Annotated in this window: 16 protein-coding genes; all 16 read left to right on the top strand. The window is 65.5% G+C overall.

Annotation, left to right across the window (positions count from 1 at the left end):
- Positions 1-52 precede the first annotated feature (52 nt).
- The 16 genes from EKG36_RS17285 (at position 53) to EKG36_RS17210 (ending at position 18697) form a co-directional block, all read left to right on the top strand.
- Positions 53-1885: a copper resistance system multicopper oxidase gene (locus tag EKG36_RS17285; protein WP_126486373.1), complete on the top strand. Its 1833-nt coding sequence runs from the start codon at positions 53-55 to the stop codon at positions 1883-1885.
- Positions 1886-1894: 9 nt separating this feature from the next.
- Complete coding sequence (locus EKG36_RS17280) at positions 1895-2665, top strand: copper resistance protein B (protein WP_126486371.1); 771 nt, start codon at positions 1895-1897, stop codon at positions 2663-2665.
- A 119-nt stretch (positions 2666-2784) separates the two neighbouring features.
- Positions 2785-3201, top strand: coding sequence for a hypothetical protein (locus EKG36_RS17275; protein WP_126486369.1), 417 nt, complete (start codon positions 2785-2787; stop codon positions 3199-3201).
- Between the two features lie 290 nt (positions 3202-3491).
- Positions 3492-4919, top strand: a complete 1428-nt coding sequence (locus EKG36_RS17270; RefSeq protein ID WP_126486368.1) for an ethylbenzene dehydrogenase-related protein — start codon at positions 3492-3494, stop codon at positions 4917-4919.
- Complete coding sequence (locus EKG36_RS17265) at positions 4916-5470, top strand: heme ABC transporter permease (RefSeq protein ID WP_126486366.1); 555 nt, start codon at positions 4916-4918, stop codon at positions 5468-5470. The genes EKG36_RS17270 and EKG36_RS17265 overlap by 4 nt, the downstream gene beginning before the upstream one ends.
- A 95-nt stretch (positions 5471-5565) precedes the next feature.
- Entirely contained in the window at positions 5566-6312 is a 747-nt protein-coding gene (locus EKG36_RS17260) for a TVP38/TMEM64 family protein (protein ID WP_221766115.1), read from the top strand.
- A gap of 378 nt (positions 6313-6690) precedes the next feature.
- Positions 6691-9021 (top strand): copper-transporting P-type ATPase, encoded by a 2331-nt coding sequence (locus tag EKG36_RS17255; RefSeq protein WP_126486364.1) that lies wholly within the window; start codon positions 6691-6693, stop codon positions 9019-9021.
- Between the two features lie 33 nt (positions 9022-9054).
- Positions 9055-9393: a cation transporter gene (locus EKG36_RS17250; RefSeq protein WP_126486362.1), complete on the top strand. Its 339-nt coding sequence runs from the start codon at positions 9055-9057 to the stop codon at positions 9391-9393.
- A 91-nt stretch (positions 9394-9484) separates the two neighbouring features.
- Positions 9485-9721: a DUF2933 domain-containing protein gene (locus EKG36_RS17245; RefSeq protein ID WP_126486360.1), complete on the top strand. Its 237-nt coding sequence runs from the start codon at positions 9485-9487 to the stop codon at positions 9719-9721.
- Positions 9714-10373: a methyltransferase family protein gene (locus EKG36_RS17240; RefSeq protein ID WP_126486358.1), complete on the top strand. Its 660-nt coding sequence runs from the start codon at positions 9714-9716 to the stop codon at positions 10371-10373. The genes EKG36_RS17245 and EKG36_RS17240 overlap by 8 nt, the downstream gene beginning before the upstream one ends.
- 83 nt (positions 10374-10456) lie before the next feature.
- Positions 10457-12223, top strand: coding sequence for a DUF3141 domain-containing protein (locus tag EKG36_RS17235; protein WP_126486356.1), 1767 nt, complete (start codon positions 10457-10459; stop codon positions 12221-12223).
- Positions 12224-12374: 151 nt separating this feature from the next.
- Positions 12375-13751 carry an MFS transporter gene (locus EKG36_RS17230; protein WP_246007550.1) on the top strand — a complete coding sequence of 459 codons (1377 nt, stop codon included), beginning with the start codon at positions 12375-12377 and terminating at the stop codon, positions 13749-13751.
- Positions 13752-13855: 104 nt separating this feature from the next.
- The gene (locus tag EKG36_RS17225) at positions 13856-14812 is read left to right on the top strand and encodes an HlyD family secretion protein (protein ID WP_185827596.1); all 957 of its coding nucleotides are present in this window, start codon (positions 13856-13858) and stop codon (positions 14810-14812) included.
- Complete coding sequence (locus EKG36_RS17220) at positions 14809-16509, top strand: ATP-binding cassette domain-containing protein (protein WP_126486352.1); 1701 nt, start codon at positions 14809-14811, stop codon at positions 16507-16509. The genes EKG36_RS17225 and EKG36_RS17220 overlap by 4 nt, the downstream gene beginning before the upstream one ends.
- The gene (locus tag EKG36_RS17215) at positions 16506-17603 is read left to right on the top strand and encodes an ABC transporter permease (RefSeq protein WP_126486350.1); all 1098 of its coding nucleotides are present in this window, start codon (positions 16506-16508) and stop codon (positions 17601-17603) included. The genes EKG36_RS17220 and EKG36_RS17215 overlap by 4 nt, the downstream gene beginning before the upstream one ends.
- A complete protein-coding gene (locus EKG36_RS17210; RefSeq protein WP_126486348.1) occupies positions 17603-18697 on the top strand; it encodes an ABC transporter permease in 1095 nt (364 codons plus the stop codon). The genes EKG36_RS17215 and EKG36_RS17210 overlap by 1 nt, the downstream gene beginning before the upstream one ends.
- The last annotated feature ends 325 nt before the right edge of the window (positions 18698-19022 follow it).

Here is a 19022-nt window from a genome sequence, read left to right as displayed (position 1 = left end):
GCTTGCCGCGGCATCATCGGCTCCGTCTTATCGTCCTGGAAAGGAGTCATGCATGACAACGGCTAAGCACCCTGCTCTGCCAGTGAATCGGCGTCAGGTTCTCAAGGGAGCCAGTGCCTTGGGGCTCGGCGCGATGACGTTGGGCCTCACCCCGGCCTGGGCCAGCCCCTGGGGCCAGACCACGGCATATCCCCAAGGCACCGAGAGTGGCCCAGAGGTCTCGTTGGCCATTCGCCGTGCAGCCTACCCGGTCGCCGGAAGGGATGCCCGCCCCATCAGCATCAATGGCACCAGTCCCGGCCCGCTCATTCGCCTCAAGGAGGGCCAGGATGCGGTGCTTCGTGTCACCAATCTGCTGGAAGAGCCCACCTCCATCCATTGGCACGGCTTGATCCTCCCCCCCGACATGGACGGCGTCCCCGGCGTCAGCTTTGCCGGCATCGGCCCGGGCGACACCTTCAGCTATCGCTTCCCGGTTCGACAGAGTGGCACCTACTGGTATCACAGCCACTCGGGGCTGCAGGAACAGCTCGGCCATGCCGGGCCCCTGATCATCGATGCCGCCGAGCGTGAGCCCTTCCGCTACGACCGTGAGCATGTCCTGCTGTTGACCGACTGGAGCTTCGAGGAACCCGCCACCATCTTCCGCAACCTGAAGACCGGTGAAGGCTACTACAACTTCCAGGAAAGAACGGTCGCGGACTTTTTTGCCGATGTGGAGAAGCACGGCTTCACCGATACCGCTACCCAACGGGCCATGTGGGCACGGATGCGCATGAGCTCTCGCGATATCGCCGACGTCACCGGCAGTACCTATACCTACTTGATGAACGGGCACTCGCCGAATCAGAACTGGACGGCCCTGTTCAAGCCCGGCGAAACCCAGCGGCTACGTATCATCAACGGCTCGGCCATGAGCTACTTCGACGTGCGTATTCCCGGGCTCACGATGACGGTCGTGGCCGCCGATGGCCAGCCGGTCCAACCCGTCCCCGTTGACGAGTTCCGGATCGGGATCGCCGAGACCTATGACGTCCTGGTGAAGCCCGAGGCCGATACGGCCTATACGCTGTTCGCGGAGTCCATGGATCGCAGCGGCTATGCCATCGGTACCCTGGCCCCCAGGCTCGGCATGGCCGCCGCCATCCCGGCGCGGCGCCGGATCGCCGATCGCGGCATGGAGGCCATGGGCAGCCACGCGGGAATGGACATGTCCGGCATGCAAACCGAGGAGCATGCCGGGATGATGGGACCGAACCAGCCCGACAGTCCGAAACTGGACCATGCCCGGATGATCAGCATGGATAGCTCGGGCATGGCCGGTATGGACCACGCGGGCATGACCGGCATGGACCACGCGGGCATGACCGGCATGGCAGCCCACCAGGCAGGTGGAATACTTCCCGCGGGCACGGTGCAACCGGGCGCCCGTCTCGACCAGCCAGGCATCGGTCTCGACCCGCGTGAGCGGCGCGTGCTGGTCTATCGCGACCTGAAGGCGATTCGTCCTTGGCCGGATCGGCGCCCGCCGGGTCGCGAGCTGGAGCTTCATCTGACCGGCAACATGGAGCGCTATATGTGGTCCTTCGACGGCAAGAAGTTCAGCGAGGTCACCGGACCGATCCACTTCGCGAAAGATGAGCGCCTGAGACTGATCCTGGTCAACAACACCATGATGGAGCACCCCATTCATCTGCATGGCATGTGGATGGAACTGGAGAACGGCGCCGGCGAGCTGATTCCCCGCAAGCATACCCTGAACATCAAGCCCGGAGAACGCCTCTCCGCGCTGGTCACTGCCGACGCCGAGGGGAGCTGGGCCTTCCATTGCCACCTGCTCTATCACATGGATGCCGGCATGTTCCGGGTTGTCAAGGTTGCCTGAGGAGTGTTCATGAAGTCCAGGATCATCACCGTGGGTATCGGCACCAGCCTTGTCATGCTGGCCGCCACCGGATCACACGCCGAAGACGGGTACGATGCGCCACACGACTGGCCCTCGCCGATTACCGAACACTCGCGTGGATCGCTGCTCGTCGACCGCCTCGAATACGCGTCAGCCGACAAGGGTGAGGACGCCCTGGCATGGGACTTTCGTGCCTGGTATGGCGGCGACCTCAACCGGCTGTACCTGAAGGGCGAAGGAGAGAACGTCCAGGGGGATAACGAAGCCGCCGAATTCGAGAACCTCGACCTGCTGTATAGTCGCCTGATCGCCCCATTCTGGGAGCTTCAGGGAGGTATCGGCTATCAGGGAGGTATCGCCACCGACGATCACCCGGGACGCTACTTCGGGGTCATCAACCTGCAGGGGCTTGCCCCCCATCGCTTCGAGACCGACATTGACCTGAGAGTCAGTGATGATGGCGACATCTCGGCCGGACTCGAGGGTGAATACGACCTCCGGCTCACACAGCGTACGTATCTCCAACCTCGAGTGGAGATCGCGGTAGCGGGTGATGATGTCCCGGCGTTCGGCGTCGGTGAGGGGCTGAACTCCATACGCACAGGGCTACGACTCCGCTATGAGGTGACGCGAAAGTTTGCGCCCTACCTCGGTGTCTACTGGGAGAAGGCCTACGGCGAAACGGCCGATCTCGCCCGCATTGAAGGGAAAGATGTGGAAGATACCGGCATCGTCGCTGGATTGCGCTTCTGGTATTGATTCCCGCCTCGCCACTCCCTCTTTGCGCCACATGCTTCATGTGGCGCTTTTCTTTATTTCAGCGTCATTTCAGCTTCCACCTCCATACTTGAATCGTCAACCAACCAAGGAGGTATCCCATGAAGCGTCAAGCCGTATTCCTGAGTGTAGCGATGTTGAGCCTCTTCTCGTCAGCTTCTTTCGCCGTCACCGGCGGTCAGTCACGCGAGCCGATAACGCTCGAGCCAGGAGTGACCGATACCCAGATCCTGAGCGCCGCCGGGCCAAAGCGCTATGAAGTCCACGTTAGTCGCGATCAAACGATCGAGATCAGCAGCGAGCACTTTGCGGGCGAGTCCAGCGCGAACACGATGATCGAAGGGGCTCTATACGACGAATCGGGCAAGCTCGTCTCCAGGGATTCCGACACTCGCGGTCACTTTCTTATCTCGAAGCGGGTCCGGCCCGGAACCTATATTCTGGAGGTGAGTGGCACCGCCATGGGAAGCGCCGACGAGGTCGCCAACCGCTATAATCTTCACCTCAACGTCGAATGATGCTGCTCTAACGTTGATGACCTGCCTGTCGTGCTCAAGGCCAGCGAAAGCTGGCCTTGTTCTTTCGTGTTCCCAACCCGACGGCGGTCCCAGACCATCGGCACCCATCGACTCCCGTCTTCTCCCCATCGATCTCGGTTGATTCGATTCGCAAACAGCCAGAGAGAGGCACTCGGATCTTCCAGAGACTGCATGGCCGCGACTCGTTGGCTCGGATTTGATCACGATCAAGGGGCTAGCCCGCGGGGGCGCCTACGCTGAGAGCATTCCTTCCACCACGGATGCCCGGCATGCGCGACAAGGCGATTCCTCTTCTTCTGGCCGGGGGCCTGGTGGGCCTGGGCTTGGCCTGGGTCACCCAGGGAAGCGGCGTGATCCACAACGATCCGGACCGTAACCTCTATATCCCTGATCAGCTGACCATGCCACTGCAGGTCAAGGTGGCCCATGATGGGGAACGCATCTGGTTCCGCTATCGCTGGCCGACCGAGCGACCGCATGTCTATCACGACATGCTGCGCTACACGGATGGTGAGTGGGTCCGCCATGGCGCGTCCCCTGTGGGTCCCCAGCCGGAAGGCACCTACGAGGACCGGGTGACCATGCTGGTCGACGACGGCTCCGTTCCCGACTTCGGTCGCTATGGCGGCTACATCACCGTGGGCGACCGCATGCGCTTCTTCAGCGACGAGGCCCCCGCCGAGGCAGTGGCCGCCCATCCCTACCTGGGCGAGACCCTTGGCCAGACCGAGGTGCGCAAGCACCTGCCCGAGACCCGAGGCGACGTCGCCCAGTGGGACAGCGTCGTCGACGCGCCACAGCTGGCGGCCCAGCAGGCCAGCGGCTACTTCCTCGATCTCTGGCACTGGCGGGCGGGGCGCTCCAATGCGGTGGGCATGTCGGACGACCAGTGGGTCGGTGAGCATCGCCACAGCGACGCCGGTCAGGGGCCCTACACCACCAACTGGGATGCCGAGAACGCCCGGCCCCAGTGGATGTTCGACCCCGAGGCCACCGGCCGTCATGCCCTGCGCTGGGAGGATGTCACTGCCGAGCGCGTCGACTTCGACGGCCTCTACTACCTCGCCGAGGCCTTCGCCGTACCCTTCGATCCCGACCACGACTGGCAGGAGGGAGATGTCATCCCCCGCCGGCTGCTTCGAGAGGGTGAGGGCTCCCGGGGTGACATCCGGGTCGTCGGCGACGCACGCTGGTCGGACGGCTACTGGGACGTGACGCTGGTCCGCGACCTCGACACCGGCCAGCCGGACGACAAGGCCTTCGCCCCGCAGGGACACTATGATCTGGCCTTCGCCGTACACCGCAACGCCACCGGCAGCCGCTGGCACTACGTGTCCCTCCCCTACTCCCTGGGCCTGGGGCGCGAGGCCGACATCCTCGCCTCGAGGGTGACGGAGGGCGCGCCGGACTGGTCCCAACCGTGGTTCGACCTGACGCTCTACTACCCCGGGCAGGTCGACTGGCCACTGCTGATCAGCGAGGCCCACGCCGGCGCCGAGGACATCGCGGCTGGGCTGCCGGTGCGGGCTCACCACCACGAGCGCCAGTTGGCCCACTACGGGGTGGAGATGGAGTTCCAGGACGCCATCCGGCGCCAGTGGGCCCTGACCCTGGTCGCGGGCCTGCTGTTGCTGGCCGGCCTGTTCATCGGCCTGCTGCCCGCCTTCAGGCGCCATCATTCGGGAGGCACACCATGACCGGCATGCACCATATGCTCGCCCACTTTCCCGTCGCCTTCTGGGCACTGGCCAGCCTGATGATCCTGGTCGGCGTGCTGGCCAGGGGACGGCTCGCCGACCTCTGCCAGGCCGCCCTCCTGCCGGTGCTGATCCTCGGCGTCCTGGGGGCCCTGGCCACGATGCTCAGCGGCTATGGCGTCTGGTCCCTCGAGGCCCTCTTGCACAGCCCGCTGACGCGCAACCACCTGCTGATGGCCTTCTGGTCCCTGGCGGTCTATCTCATGCTGGTCGTGCTGGTATGGGTCGGGGGCCGTGACGCCTTCAGCGGCCTGCGTGGCCTGGTCCTGGTGGTGCTGGGACTGCTGGGGGCCTGGCTGTTCGCGCTGACCGGTACCCTGGGCGGTCACCTGGCCGGGGCTCCCACCTTCTTCTCCGCCCTGCCCCGCCTGCTGGGCTGGGAGCTCTATACCACCTTCTATGTGCCGACATGGGTGCTCGGGGTGATGGTACTACTGGCGATTGCCGCCGCCGTTCCGGGATTTCGTCGACTGAAGCGGACACACCGCTAGGACGGCCTTGCGACCCGATGGACGTCTACCGGACGACAAGGCTTCATCGCGTCGGTGCCGAGCCATGATCCCGCGACAGCAGAGGGTGACCGCAGTTGGGCGCAATCGACATGCCACAGAATAACGCATCCCCTGGGCTTTCCCGCGCCTCCCGACGCCGCATCCTGTGGGGCATCGTGCTGCTTGCCGCCTTCCTTGCCACCTTCCTGGTGCTGTGGCGCACCGGAATGCTGCATGCCCTTCAGACAGGCGACACCCTCGAACAGGCAGTGATACGCCTTGGCCCGTTGGGGCCGGTCCTGGTCATCGGCCTGATGACCCTGGCTATCGTCATGAGCCCGATTCCCAGCGCCCCGATCGCACTCGCCGCCGGCGCGGTCTATGGCCATGCCTGGGGGACCCTCTATGTCGCCATCGGCTCCGGTACGGGCGCGCTGATCGCCTTTTGCATCGCCCGCCTGCTGGGGTATGACGCCCTGAGGGTGTGGCTCGGAGTGCGTCCATCCTCGGGCCTGCTGCAGCGTTTCCTTGGCTCGCAGAATGCCTTGATGGCCGCCGTCTTCGCCACCCGGCTGATGCCGTTCGTCTCGTTCGACGTCATCAGCTACGCGGCAGGGCTCTCGCCTCTCAGGGCCTGGCGATTTGTCGTCGCGACACTGCTGGGCGTGTTACCGGCGAGCTTCCTGCTGGCGCATTTCGGCGACCACCTCGCCTCCGACGATCTGCGCCGCGCGGGCCTCACCGTGCTCGCACTCGGCACCATCACCCTGCTCCCCCTGGCCTGGAAAGCGGTGCCGGCGCGCTACCGATGGGCCCTCAAGCGCTTGCTGCATCGCGCGTAGCCGGTCCATGTCCCGCCAGATGCCCGTTAACGCCATCTATCATGGGGAATACGAGACGTCAGCGGGGTATGCCTGGCTGACACTTCCATGACGCCACGAACAGGCTCCGCCCATTCAGCCCTGGTTCAGCTTTGCCGCCCAGGCTAGGGGTGGCCATCAAGAAACCGGGAATTGCATGACGTCGATCAAGGGTAAGGGCTATCCGCCCCAGCGGGAGCTCCCCCTCGCTTGACCATTGGGTAACACGAGGGTTTTAGGCTGACATCGAATTGGCGGTTGCCGATCCGGAATCACCCTCTGGACAACGTCCTTACCGGTTACCCGCTCCGAGACGGGCCAAGAGACTGACACCATGCAGGGAAGCGAGGAGACGATGCCATGACGCAACACCAGCACGACCATGACCACGAGGCTGCTTCGCACGCGGAGTGCTCCCGGGCCCGCGAAGCGACAGACCAGGGAACAGCCGGCCAGCAGACCGGCGCCCGATACACCTGCCCCATGCATCCCGAGGTGGTGTCCGACCAGCCGGGGGAGTGCCCAAAGTGCGGCATGGCACTGGAACCCACCGCCCCCCAGGCACCGGCGACCCGGACCGAGTGGACCTGTCCCATGCACCCGGAGATCGTCCGTGACGAACCCGGCGAGTGCCCCAAGTGTGGCATGGCCCTGGAGCCACGGCAGGTCTCCGCCGAGGAGGAGCAAAATCCCGAACTCGCCGACATGACCCGACGCTTCTGGGTCGGCGTGGTGCTCACCATACCGGTCGTGGTGCTGGCCATGGGGGGCCTGATCCCCGGCGTGAACATGGACGCCCTGGTGCCTCACGACATCCGCGTGTGGCTCGAGCTCGCCCTGGCCACCCCGGTGGTGCTGTGGAGCGGCTGGCCCTTCTTCGTGCGCGGCTACCGCTCGGTGGTCGGCTGGAACCTCAACATGTTCACCCTGATCGGCCTGGGGGTGGGCGTCGCCTATCTCTACAGCGTGATCGCCACGCTGTTTCCGCAACTCTTCCCACCTTCCTTCCGCGACGAGGCCGGCCAGGTGGCAGTCTACTTCGAGGCCGCGGCGGTCATCGTCACCCTGGTGCTGGTAGGCCAGGTCATGGAGCTGCGCGCGCGCAGCCAGACCAATGCCGCCATCAAGGCGCTGCTGGGCCTGGCACCCAAGACGGCCCGACGCGTCAACGAGGACGGCAGTGAAGAAGACGTACCACTCGAGCAGGTGCAGATCGGTGACCGCCTGCGGGTGCGCCCCGGCGAGAAGGTGCCGGTGGACGGCGTGGTCGTCGAGGGCAATTCCTCGGTGGACGAGTCGATGATCACCGGCGAACCCATTCCCATCGAGAAGACCGAGGGCGAGACCGTCATCGGTGCCACCGTCAACGGCACGGGATCACTGGTGATCGAGGCCCAGCGGGTGGGCAGCGACACCCTGCTGTCGCAGATCGTGCAGATGGTCGCCGAGGCCAGTCGCAGCCGGGCGCCGATCCAGAACCTGGTGGACGTGGTGGCCGGTGTCTTCGTGCCCACCGTGGTACTCGCGGCGCTGGCCACCTTTATCGTCTGGGGGATCTGGGGCCCCGAGCCAGCGATGTCCTATGCGCTGATCAATGCCGTGGCGGTGCTGATCATCGCCTGTCCTTGCGCCCTGGGCCTGGCCACGCCCATGTCGATCATGGTGGCCAGCGGCAAGGGTGCGTCGCTGGGCGTGCTGTTCAAGAACGCCGAGGCCATCCAGACGCTGCGCCGGGTCGATACCCTGATCGTCGACAAGACCGGCACCCTTACCGAGGGACGCCCGCGGTTGCAGGACGTGGTGGCCGCCGGGGGCTTCGAGGAGGAGCAGGTGCTGCGCCTGGCCGCCACCCTGGAACGGGGTAGCGAGCATCCCCTGGCGGCGGCCATCGTCCAGGGCGCCGAGGAGCGCGGCGTCTCGCCCGAGCGCTACACCGACTTCGAGTCGGTCACCGGCAAGGGCGTCAAGGGTCGCGTCGGCGCGCAGGCGGTGGCGCTGGGCAACCGCGCCTTGATGGAGGCCGAGGGGATCGAGGCCGCGGCACTGGCCCAGCGCGCCGAGAGCCTGCGCGCCGAGGGCAAGACCGCCATGTTCGTCGCCGTCGACGGCCGGCCCGCGGGGCTTGTCGCCGTGGCCGACCCGGTCAAGGAGACCACCCCCGAGGCGATCGACGCCTTGCACGAAGACGGCATCCGTATCGTGATGCTCACCGGCGACAGCCAGACCACCGCCCAGGCGGTCGCCCGGCGGCTGGGCATCGACGAGGTCATCGCCGAGGTCCTGCCGGAGCAGAAGGCAGAGAAGGTCAAGGCGCTGCAGGCCGAGGGCCGCTTCGTCGCCATGGCCGGCGACGGCATCAACGATGCCCCGGCCCTGGCCCAGGCCCAGGTCGGCATCGCCATGGGGACCGGCACCGATGTGGCCATGGAAAGCGCCGGGGTGACCCTGGTCAAGGGCGACCTGCGCGGCATCGTGCGCGCCCGCCGGCTCAGTCGCGCCACCATGCGCAACATCAAGCAGAATCTGGTTTTCGCCTTCGGCTACAACAGCCTGGGCGTGCCGATCGCCGCCGGCGTGCTCTACCCGGCCTTCGGGGTGCTGCTGTCGCCGATTATCGCCGCCGCGGCCATGTCGTTCAGCTCGGTCTCGGTGGTGGGCAATGCCCTGCGCTTGCGCCAAACGAGAATCTGACCATGCCTCAAGGCACACAGGGGAGTGTTCCGTATGTCAAAGAAACAGCACCGTCTCGGCGTCTCCGAGGTCACTCTGGTGACTCGCAAACTGAAGCTCGAGCCCTGCGATCCGGATGCTTTGCGCCTCGCCATGGGCGAGATCGATGCGCTGTACGGCCTCGAACGCGTCACCTATGACACCGACAAGAACAGGCTCAGCATGGCCTATGATGCGTCGCGGCTGTGCATCGACCAAATCGAGGCAATCCTCGCCCGGCACGCCATCGAGATCAGCCACGGCTGGTGGACGCGTTTCAAGGAAGACCACTACCGGTTCATCGACCAGAACATCAAGGACAATGCCAACAAGGAGCCGTGGAGCTGCCATTGATGGCTACCACCATCGCCGCCGCAGCCCTGTCATATGGCTCGGTGTCGGTGGTGGCAGGTGTCCTGCGTTTACGACACACGAGGATCTGACCATGAATGACGAAAAGGGTTGGCTGGATCGACGGCCGAGCAAGGGCACCTTCTGGCTCATGGTGGCGATTGCCCTGGCGGTGATGGTCTTCCTGCTCTGGGAGGAGCATAAGGTACACCTGCTCGGCGCGCTGCCCTGGCTGGTCGTGCTGGCCTGCCCGCTAATGCACCTGTTCATGCACGGTGGCCATGGAGGCCACAAGGGCCCTGGCAAGCCGGGAGACGGTCCGGATGACTGAGCCGGTACCCGCTTACGGCCTGTGGGGGCTGGTGCTGCTCAATTCGGCGATCTTCATCTTCTTCGCCTTCACCTTCTTCAGGCCCCAGACCCGCCGTGACTGGCGCTCATTCGGGGCCTTCAGCGCGTTCCTGGTAGCGCTGTTCACCGAGATGTACGGCTTCCCGTTGACCCTCTACTTCCTGTCCGGCTGGCTGCAGTCACGCTACCCGCAGGTGGACTGGTTCAGCCACGACGCCGGGCACCTGCTGGAGATGCTGTTCGGGTGGCAGGCCAACCCGCACTTCGGCCCCTTCCACGTCCTGAGCATGCTGTTCATCGTCGCGGGGTTCGCCCTCATCGCGGCGGGCTGGCGGGTGCTCTACGCGGCCCAGCGCAGTGGCCTGTTGGCGACGACCGGCCCCTATGCCTATGTACGGCATCCGCAATATGCCAGCTTCGTGCTGGTGATGACCGGCTTTCTGCTGCAGTGGCCTACCCTGTTGACCCTGGCCATGTTTCCGGTGCTGGTGTGGATGTACTCGCGCCTGGCGATTCACGAAGAACGCGAGATGGCACGCCGGTTTGGCGAGGCCTGGCAGGCGTATGCGGCACGAACCCCGCGCTTCCTGCCGCGCCTGCGGCTGAGCAGTCAGCGCGGCCGACCGATGTGACAGGCCCACAGACGACATTCGCCTTCGATGGGGCCGCATCTACCGGTCTCATCCCGCTGGCCGACGACGGGAGACACGGCTCCATGATGGTAGATCCCCCCGAGAGAGAAGCGATCGAGCACCAGCCATACCAGACGACCACGCCTGAGAGGGACGGGACAGAGCCTCTCGCCTACCTGCCTTCGCCGGCATCGACCATGGGCCTGGCGGCCTATCAGCTCGACCTGTGGCAACGCAGCGTGCTCTACCTGGATACCCTGCGCCAGCGCGCAGAGAACATGCTCGAGCATGAGCGGGCCGGCAAGCCTCCGCTGCTCGACTTCGACTACGAGACAATCCTCGATGGCCGTCGACTGGCGCGGCCGGCCAACTACGCCCTGCTGCGGATCATCCGGGTCGGCGATGACTGCCTGGAGGATTGCCTCGACACGAGCAAGCCGCCGGTCATGATCGTCGACCCCCGTGCCGGTCACGGCCCGGGCATCGGCGGCTTCAAGCGCGACTCCGAGGTGGGCATGGCGCTTCACGAGGGCCATCAGGTCTACTTCGTGATCTTCTTCCCGGCCCCCCTGCCCGGCCAGACACTGGACGACGTGCTGCACGTCCTGCGTCGCTTCGTCGAGACGGTCACCGAGCGGCATCCCGGCCAGCCGCCGGTACTCTACGGCAACTGCCAGGCGGGCTGGGCGATTGCCCTGCTCTCCGCCGACTGCAAGGGCCTGGTGGGACCGGCAGTGCTCAACGGCTCGCCGCTCTCCTACTGGTCGGGCGAATCCGGCGTCAACCCCATGCGTCTGGCCGGTGGCCTGCTGGGCGGCGCCTGGCTCACCCACCTGCTCGCCGACCTGGGCGACGGCCGCTTCGACGGTGCCCACCTGGTCGCCAACTTCGAGGCTCTCAAGCCGGCCAATACCCTGTGGCAGAAAGACTACCAGTTGTTCGCGGATGTCGCGGGACAGCGCGAACGCTTCCTCGACTTCGAGCGCTGGTGGACAGGCTTCTACACGCTGAGCAAGGAAGAGATCACCGCCATCGTCGAGAACCTGTTCGTCGGCAACAAGCTCGAGCGCGGCGAACTGCGGGTCTGCCCAGGCTGCACCATCGACCTCAAGCGTATCCGCAATCCGCTGGTGATCTTCGCCTCCAGTGGCGACAACATCACTCCGCCCCACCAGGCACTCGACTGGATTCCGACGGTCTATCCGGACACGGAAGCGCTCAAGGCCGCCGGTCAGCGCATCATCTACCTGCTCAACCCCCATGTCGGCCATCTGGGGCTCTTCGTCTCCTCCAGGGTCGCGCGCCTCGAGCATCGGGCGATTCTCGAGAGCCTCGAGGACATCGACGATCTGGCACCCGGCCTCTATGAGCTGTGCATCGACAATCCCACCGGCGACCCCGACTGTCACAGGCCGCAGTTCCGGGTCCACTTCGAGGAGCGCCGCGTGGAAGACCTGAACTATCCGAGTCACACGCCGGCCTTCGACCGGGTGCGAGCGCTCTCCGAGCACAACGTGGCCCTCTATGAGACCTTCCTCGGGCCCTGGGTCCGCCTGGCGGTCACTCCCTGGACGGCGGAGACGCTGCGCCAGCTGCATCCGGCACGCACCAGTCGGCTGCTGTTCTCGGAACGCTTCTCTCCCTGGATGGCGGGCGTGAGGTGGCTGGCCGAGCAGGCAGAAGAACAGCGCCGGCCGCTCGAGCGCGACAACCCCTACCGTCAGTGGGAGGCGCGCTTCAGCGAGTCGATCACTACAGCATTGACGATTGCCGGGACGTTGCGCGACAGCCTGTGCGAGATGGCATTTCAGGGGGCTTACCGCCGGCCATCGGACACGACGAGTCGATGACGCCCAGCGATGGACGATGGGCCGTCGCCCCCTCGATCAATGTAACTGAAGCAAGGCACCGATCCGATCGACTGACAACCGCTATCGAATTGTCGAATGTCTCAACTGATGCCCGGAGAAGGTCAGGCAGGGCACGGGCAGGAGCGAGCGCATGCTGTTTCATCTGGGACAGGGTCAGGGGAGTATGACCGTGGCCGCCGGCATCATCGGCAACGTGCTGGAATGGTACGATTTTGCCCTGTATGGCTTCATGGCCTCGATACTTTCCAGAGTGTTCTTTCCCACCGAGGATCCATTGATCTCGCTAATCGCGGCCTATGGGGTCTTCGCGGTGGGCTTTGTCATGCGCCCGCTGGGCTCCGTGCTGTTCGGTTGGCTGGGCGACACCATCGGACGCAGCCGCACCCTGGTGCTTTCCGTCGCCATGATGGCGCTTCCCACCCTCCTGCTGGGACTGCTGCCCAGCCATGCTTCCATCGGCATCGCCGCGCCAGTGTTGCTGACGGCGATCCGAATGATCCAGGGCCTGTCGGTGGGTGGCGAATTCGCCACCTCCGTGACCTACCTGGTCGAAACCGCCCCTTCCCATCGCCGGGGACTGGCGGGGAGCTGGGCCAACATGGGCAGCCTGATCGGCATGCTGCTGGGATCGGCCGCCGCCGCCGTGACCACCAGCATCATGACGCAAACTGTCCTGGAGGCCTGGGGGTGGCGACTGCCGTTCCTGCTGGGAGGGGTGCTGGGCGGGGTTGCCCTATTGCTGCGCAAGGATCTTCCGGAATCACCGCAGTTTGCCCGCTACGAGGCGGCACGCTGCCCCAACTCTCCCATCAGGGAGGCCTTTCACTGTAATCGCGCCCAGATGGTTCAGGGGGGCCTGTTCGCTTCCGGCTATGGAGCGGTGTTCTACCTTGTCCTGGTCTACCTGCCGACCTGGCTCGAGGAAGTGACCGATATCTCCCTGGGGACAGCCATGCGGGCCAACACCCTGACAATGACCCTCCTGTTGCCGCTCATACCGATTGCCGGCTGGGTGTCGGACCGCTGGATCCGGCGGTCTCCCCTGTTGCTGGCCGCTTTCCTGAGCCTGGGCATCGCCGGCAGCCTGAGCCTGGTCTGGATGCGCACCGGCAGCCTCACGGCCATGATCGTTGGCCAGCTCGTCATGGGGGCTATCCTGGCCGTGCCGCTCGGCGCCGCCCCCGCCCTGTTCACGGAGCTATTTCCGGAAGACGACCGGCTGAGCGGCTATTCGATCGTGTTCAATGTCGGTCTGGGCATCGTCGGAGGCCTGACGCCGATGCTGGCCAGCTGGCTGATGCTGGTCACCGGGACGACTATCGCACCGGTCGGCATGCTGATAGGTGCCGTGATCCTGGCCATGCTCGGCTTGGGCTGGATGCACGACGCCAGCCGCACGCCGCTCCGCACCACCTGCGCCGTATCGGTACATCAGGCCATGACCAGAGCGGGATGCACACGTTATGAAGATCGGGGCAACTGCGAGGCGGGCCATCCCGTCGATTGACGCCGACCAGGCGAGACCGCGGGTGGCATGCGAGACGCCCTCATGATCGGGTCATGCGCCATCTGCCATGTCGCGGCCTCTCGGGGAGACCGGTAGGAAGGATGATGAACCAGACACGATGGACATTGGTGGCCTTGGTACTACTCGCCACCGGCGGCTATCTGGCGTTTCTGGGCTGGCAACCGCCGTCCCCGCCTCGAGGCATTCTGTATGCCAGCGGCCGTATCGAGGCCACCGAAGTCCGACTTGCCGCCGAGCTATCAGGCCGGGTGGTTGACAGCCGGCTGCGCGAGGGCCAGCCGGTCGACAAGGGCAGCGAGCTGATACGCCTCGACGACAGTCTGCTGCGACTGGAGGAAGCCGAGCTGGCGGCCCGCCTGGCCGCCGCCGAACACGCCGTGACGCGGGTCGAGGTCATGCTCGACACGGCACGCCACCATCTCGCCAACGCCGAAACCGAGCTGGAACGATCCCGCCGGCTGCGCCGGGGCGGCAGTCTCCCCCAGCAGCAGCTGGAGCGCAGCGAAGACCGGCTACGTGAGGCGCAGGGCGAGGTCGATATCCTGGAAGCCCAGCGGGCCGAGGCCATCGCCCACCACGAGGCCCTCCAGCAGCAGCGCGCCCAGCTGGCCAACCAGCGCGACAAGACCGTGCTGCGCAGCCCCCTCGAGGCCACGGTGCTGACCAAGGCCATCGAGGTCGGCGAGGTGGTCACCCCGGGACAGACCGTGGCCGTCCTGGTCGACCTGGCCCGCCCGCGACTCAAGCTCTACATCGACGAGCGCTCGCTCGGCAAGGTGCGCCTCCGCGCTCCCGCCCGGGTGCGGGTCGATGCCTTCCCCGACCGCTACTTCGAGGCGGAGGTCACGGCCATCGACAGCCAGGCCCAGTTCACCCCGCGCGACGTCCACCTGCCGCGGGAACGCGCTCGCACCGTGTTCGGCGTGACCCTGCAGGTTGCCAACCCCAACGGCATCCTCAAGCCCGGCATGCCGGCCGATGCCTGGATTCGCTGGCAGAACGAGGCCCCCTGGCCCGCCACCCTGGTCGTGCCGCCATGACGACGGTGATTCGTGCCGACGGCGTGGGGCGCCGCTTCGCCGGACGCCGGGTCCTGGCGGATATCGACCTGGAAGTGAGGGACGGGGAGATCTTCGGCCTGCTGGGGCCCGACGGGGCCGGCAAGACCACCCTGATGCAATTGCTGGCGGCGATCCTCGACCCCAGCGAGGGGCAACTCACGGTATTCGGTTTCGATACCCGCCACGGCGCCGAAGAGGTCAATGCGCGTGTCGGTTACATGACTCAAGCATTTTCCCTCTATGACCGACTCAGCGTAATCGAGAACCTGCAGTTCGCTGCCCGCATCCGTGACGTCGCCGCGTCAGACTTTCGCCTGCGCAGTGAGGAGCTGCTGACCATGGCCGGCCTCGAGAATGCCCGGCATCGACGGGCGGGGCAGCTCTCCGGCGGCATGCGCAAGAAGCTGTCGCTGTGCGCGGCACTCATCCACGCACCGGCATTGCTGTTACTCGATGAACTCAGCCTGGGCGTCGATCCCCTCTCTCGCCGTGATCTCTGGCGTCTGCTGCGCCGTCACCGGGATGAGGGCAACACGGTGGTCATCAGCACGCCCTACATGGATGAAGCCGAGCACTGCGACCGATTGGGGTTTCTCCACGACGGCCAGCTGGTGGCGCTCGACACACCGGCCAGATTGCGTCGGCGCGTAACCGGCCACATCTACCAGCTGGCGACGTCACATCTCGACGAGACGGAGGCTCTCGTCAGGTCGTGGCCCGGCATCTCGAGCCTGCAACGTCTGGCAAACCGGCTGCGCATCCAGCTTGCCCCCGACCAAGACGTGCCAGTAGATGCCCTGGCCCGGCTCGATGGGCTTGGCCACCTCGTTGCGGTCGAGCCGACCCTGGAGGAAGCGTTCATCGCCCTGTCGCCCCTTTCGGCGCCGGCCGTCTTGCCCCCGCCGATGCCGCCGGCCTTCGCCGCGACCGGCGTGGAAGTCCGCGCCGAACGGCTGGGTGTCCATTTCGGTGACGTCATGGCCGTGCACGAGGTGTCCCTTCGCGTGCCACCAGGCGAGGTGATCGGCTGGCTGGGCCCCAACGGTGCCGGCAAGACCACCCTGATCCGGGTCTTGTGTGGCCTGCAGAAGCCCAGCGTCGGCCGGGCCTGGGTCGGCGAGCTGTCGGTGACCGAGCAGGTGGGTCAGCTCCGCCGACGTCTCGGCTACATGTCGCAGCATTTCTCGCTTTATCCGGACCTCTCGGTCGCCGAGAACCTGAGGTTCTTCGCCGGCATCTATGGGCTTGCGGGCCGTCAGCGTCGCCTGGCCATCGACTGGGCCAGCCACATGACCCACCTCACAGGACTGGAAGAGCAGCGCGTCGATGCCTTGTCGGCAGCGGTGCGTCAACGCCTGGCCCTGGCCTGCAGCATCCTGCATGGCCCGGCGGTGCTGTTCCTGGACGAACCCACCTCGGGCATCGACCCCCTCAGCCGCCAGCACTTCTGGCATCTGATCCTGACCCTGGCCGGGCAGGGCATGACCGTGTTCGTCACGACCCATTATCTGGAGGAGGCCAACTACTGCCACCGGCTGGGGCTGATGCACCAGGGCCGACTGATCGCCCTCGACACCCCGGACCAACTGCGCGTGACACTGGGCCTGCCGCACGATGCCGGCATGGAGGCGGTGTTCATGGCCGGGATCGAGCGCGAGCAGAGGCGAGCATCATGAAAGCAAAACGCATCGCCGCCGTGGCGACCAAGGAAACCCGCGAAGTGCTTCGGGATCCGATCACGCTCGGCGTGGCCCTGATGATGCCCCTGGTCCTGCTCTTGCTGTTCGGCTATGCCATCACCCTCGATGTCGACGACATCGCGCTGGGCGTACTGGACGAGGATCACAGCCCCGCCAGTCGCCAGCTGCAACAGGCCTTCACCGCCAGCGACGCTTTCCGTCTGACGGCCCGGCTTCGCCACTACCATGAGGTGGAGAGCACATTGCAAGGCGGCGAGGCTCGGCTGGTACTGGTCATTCCCGCTGGCTTCCAGCGCCGACTGGCCCGTGGGGAGGCGAGTCCGGTGCAGCTGCTGGTGGACGGCAGTTATTCGGCCACCGCCACCCTCGTCAGCCAACGCGCGCTGGCTGTGACCCGGGGCTTTGGTCGAGATAGCCCTGCCTCGCTGCTGTCCCTGGACACCCGCGTCTGGTTCAACCCCTCCCTGAGCAGCGTGCACACCGTGGTGCCCGCCCTCTATGCCGTCATCCTGATGGCCTTCCCGCCGCTGCTCACAGCGCTCGCCCTGGTGCGGGAGAAGGAAACCGGCACCATCCAGCAGATCTATGCCTCACCGCTGTCGGCTGCCGAGTTTCTGTGCGGCAAGCTGGTGCCATATGGCGCCATCGCCTGTGTACAGATGGCCATGGTGATCATCGCAGGACTGCTGTGGTTCGGGGTCCCGTTTCACGGCAGCCCTGGCGTGCTGCTGGCGGTCTCCCTGCTGTACGTGCTCTGCACCCTGGGCATCGGGTTGCTGGTCTCGGCGGTGACCCGTACGCAGCTGGTGGCAATGCTGGCCGTGCTGATCATCACCCTGATGCCCTCCTTCCTGTTCTCCGGCATGCTGTTCCCGATCTTCACCATGCCCTACCTGCTGCAGCTTTACACGCTGCTCTTTCCCGGCCGCTACTTCGTCGATATCGCGCGAGGCGTGGTTCTGAAGGGGGTCGGGGTCGAGATACTCTGGCCCAGCATCGCCGTCGTGGCCGTCTATACCCTGCTGATCCTCGCGCTGGCCGCCTGGCGGCTCAAGAAGAAGGTGGCCTGATGCGACTGCTGAGCCTGCTGCACAAGGAGTGGATTCAGTTTACACGGGACCGCGTGGTGCTGTTCCTGATCCTCTGGCTCTACACCGTCGAGGTCATCATCTGCGCCTATGCCCTGGCACTCGACATGCACGACCTGCCCCTGGTGGTCGCCGATGCCGACCACTCCCCGGCAAGCCGCAGCCTGGTCCGGGCCTTCACCGAGAGCGGCAACTTCCGCCTGGTGGCACAGCTGAATGAGGCGTCGACCGCGGCAGAATACCTGGAGCGCGGCCAGGCACGCGCGGTGCTGGTGATCGGCAACGGTTTCGCCGGCCATCTGCTCGAAGGCGACGAGCAGCGACTGCAGTTGCTGGTGGATGGCAGCAATGCCAATACCGCCGCCGTCGCTCGGGGCTATGCGCTGCAGACGGTGGAAGCGTTCCAGCGTCAATGGGCGGCCTTGTCCGATTCGCCGACGCCGCGGGTGCCCCCCCAGCTGCGCATCTGGTACAACCCGGCTGTGACCAACGTCAGTTTCGTGGTGCTATCGATGATCGCCCTGGCGGGACTGATGGTCGGCGTCGCCCACCCGGCGGCATCGATCGTGCGTGAGAAGGAAGCCGGTACCATCGAGCAGCTGATGGTCACGCCCGTGAGCACCGGTGAGCTGTTCGTCGCCAAGACGGTACCGACCCTGCTGGTCGGGCTGGCGGCATTGTTCCCGAGCCTCGCGCTGGTCGGCTGGTTCGGCGTTCCCGTGCGAGGTAGCCTGCCGCTGTTCTTTGCCCTCACCGCCCTGTTCCTGATCAGCGCCATCGGCCTCGGCGTCCTCGTCGCTGCCATCTCCCGCACGTTACAGCAGGCCCTGTTGTTGACCTTCTTCGGGCTCTTTCCGCTGATGTTCCTGTCGGGGACCATCGTGCCGGTGGAGAGCATGCCGCGCCTGCTCCAGGAGCTATCGCTGGTCAGCCCGCTGCGCCATTACCTGGACATCACCCTGGGGATATTCCTCAAGGGCACGGGGGTCGACATTCTCTGGCCACATATGCTGGCACTGGTCCTGATCGGTCTCCCGCTCTATGGTGCAGCATGGGTCATTTTTCGGCGCCAGTGAGACACGGTGACATCGATACACCTGTGCGGGCTCACGCCGACCCCGGCGCCGGTCAGACGGTGTTCGTCCTACCGTTCCGGATGGACCGCCATGACAGCGCCAGGGCTCATGGCAGGCCTGGTTCTGGATAATCTGATCGACAAAGCGCTCTTTCCCTTCCTTGAAGGGCATCCACCAGTCGTGGCATATCTCGTGCCCATGACTGTCAGGATACCTCGATGCAGTCGAGGCAATGGCGTGAGGCTTCGTAGGCGAGATCGAGGCAGTGTGGCTTGTCACCGAACGTCACCCGGGTGATGCCAGATTGACAGGGGTCAAGCCGGAA

Source organism: Halomonas nitroreducens (assembly GCF_003966155.1).
Lineage (GTDB): Bacteria > Pseudomonadota > Gammaproteobacteria > Pseudomonadales > Halomonadaceae > Halomonas > Halomonas nitroreducens.
Note: the sequence above shows the minus strand (reverse complement) of the source record. Positions and strands in the feature narration are given on the sequence as shown.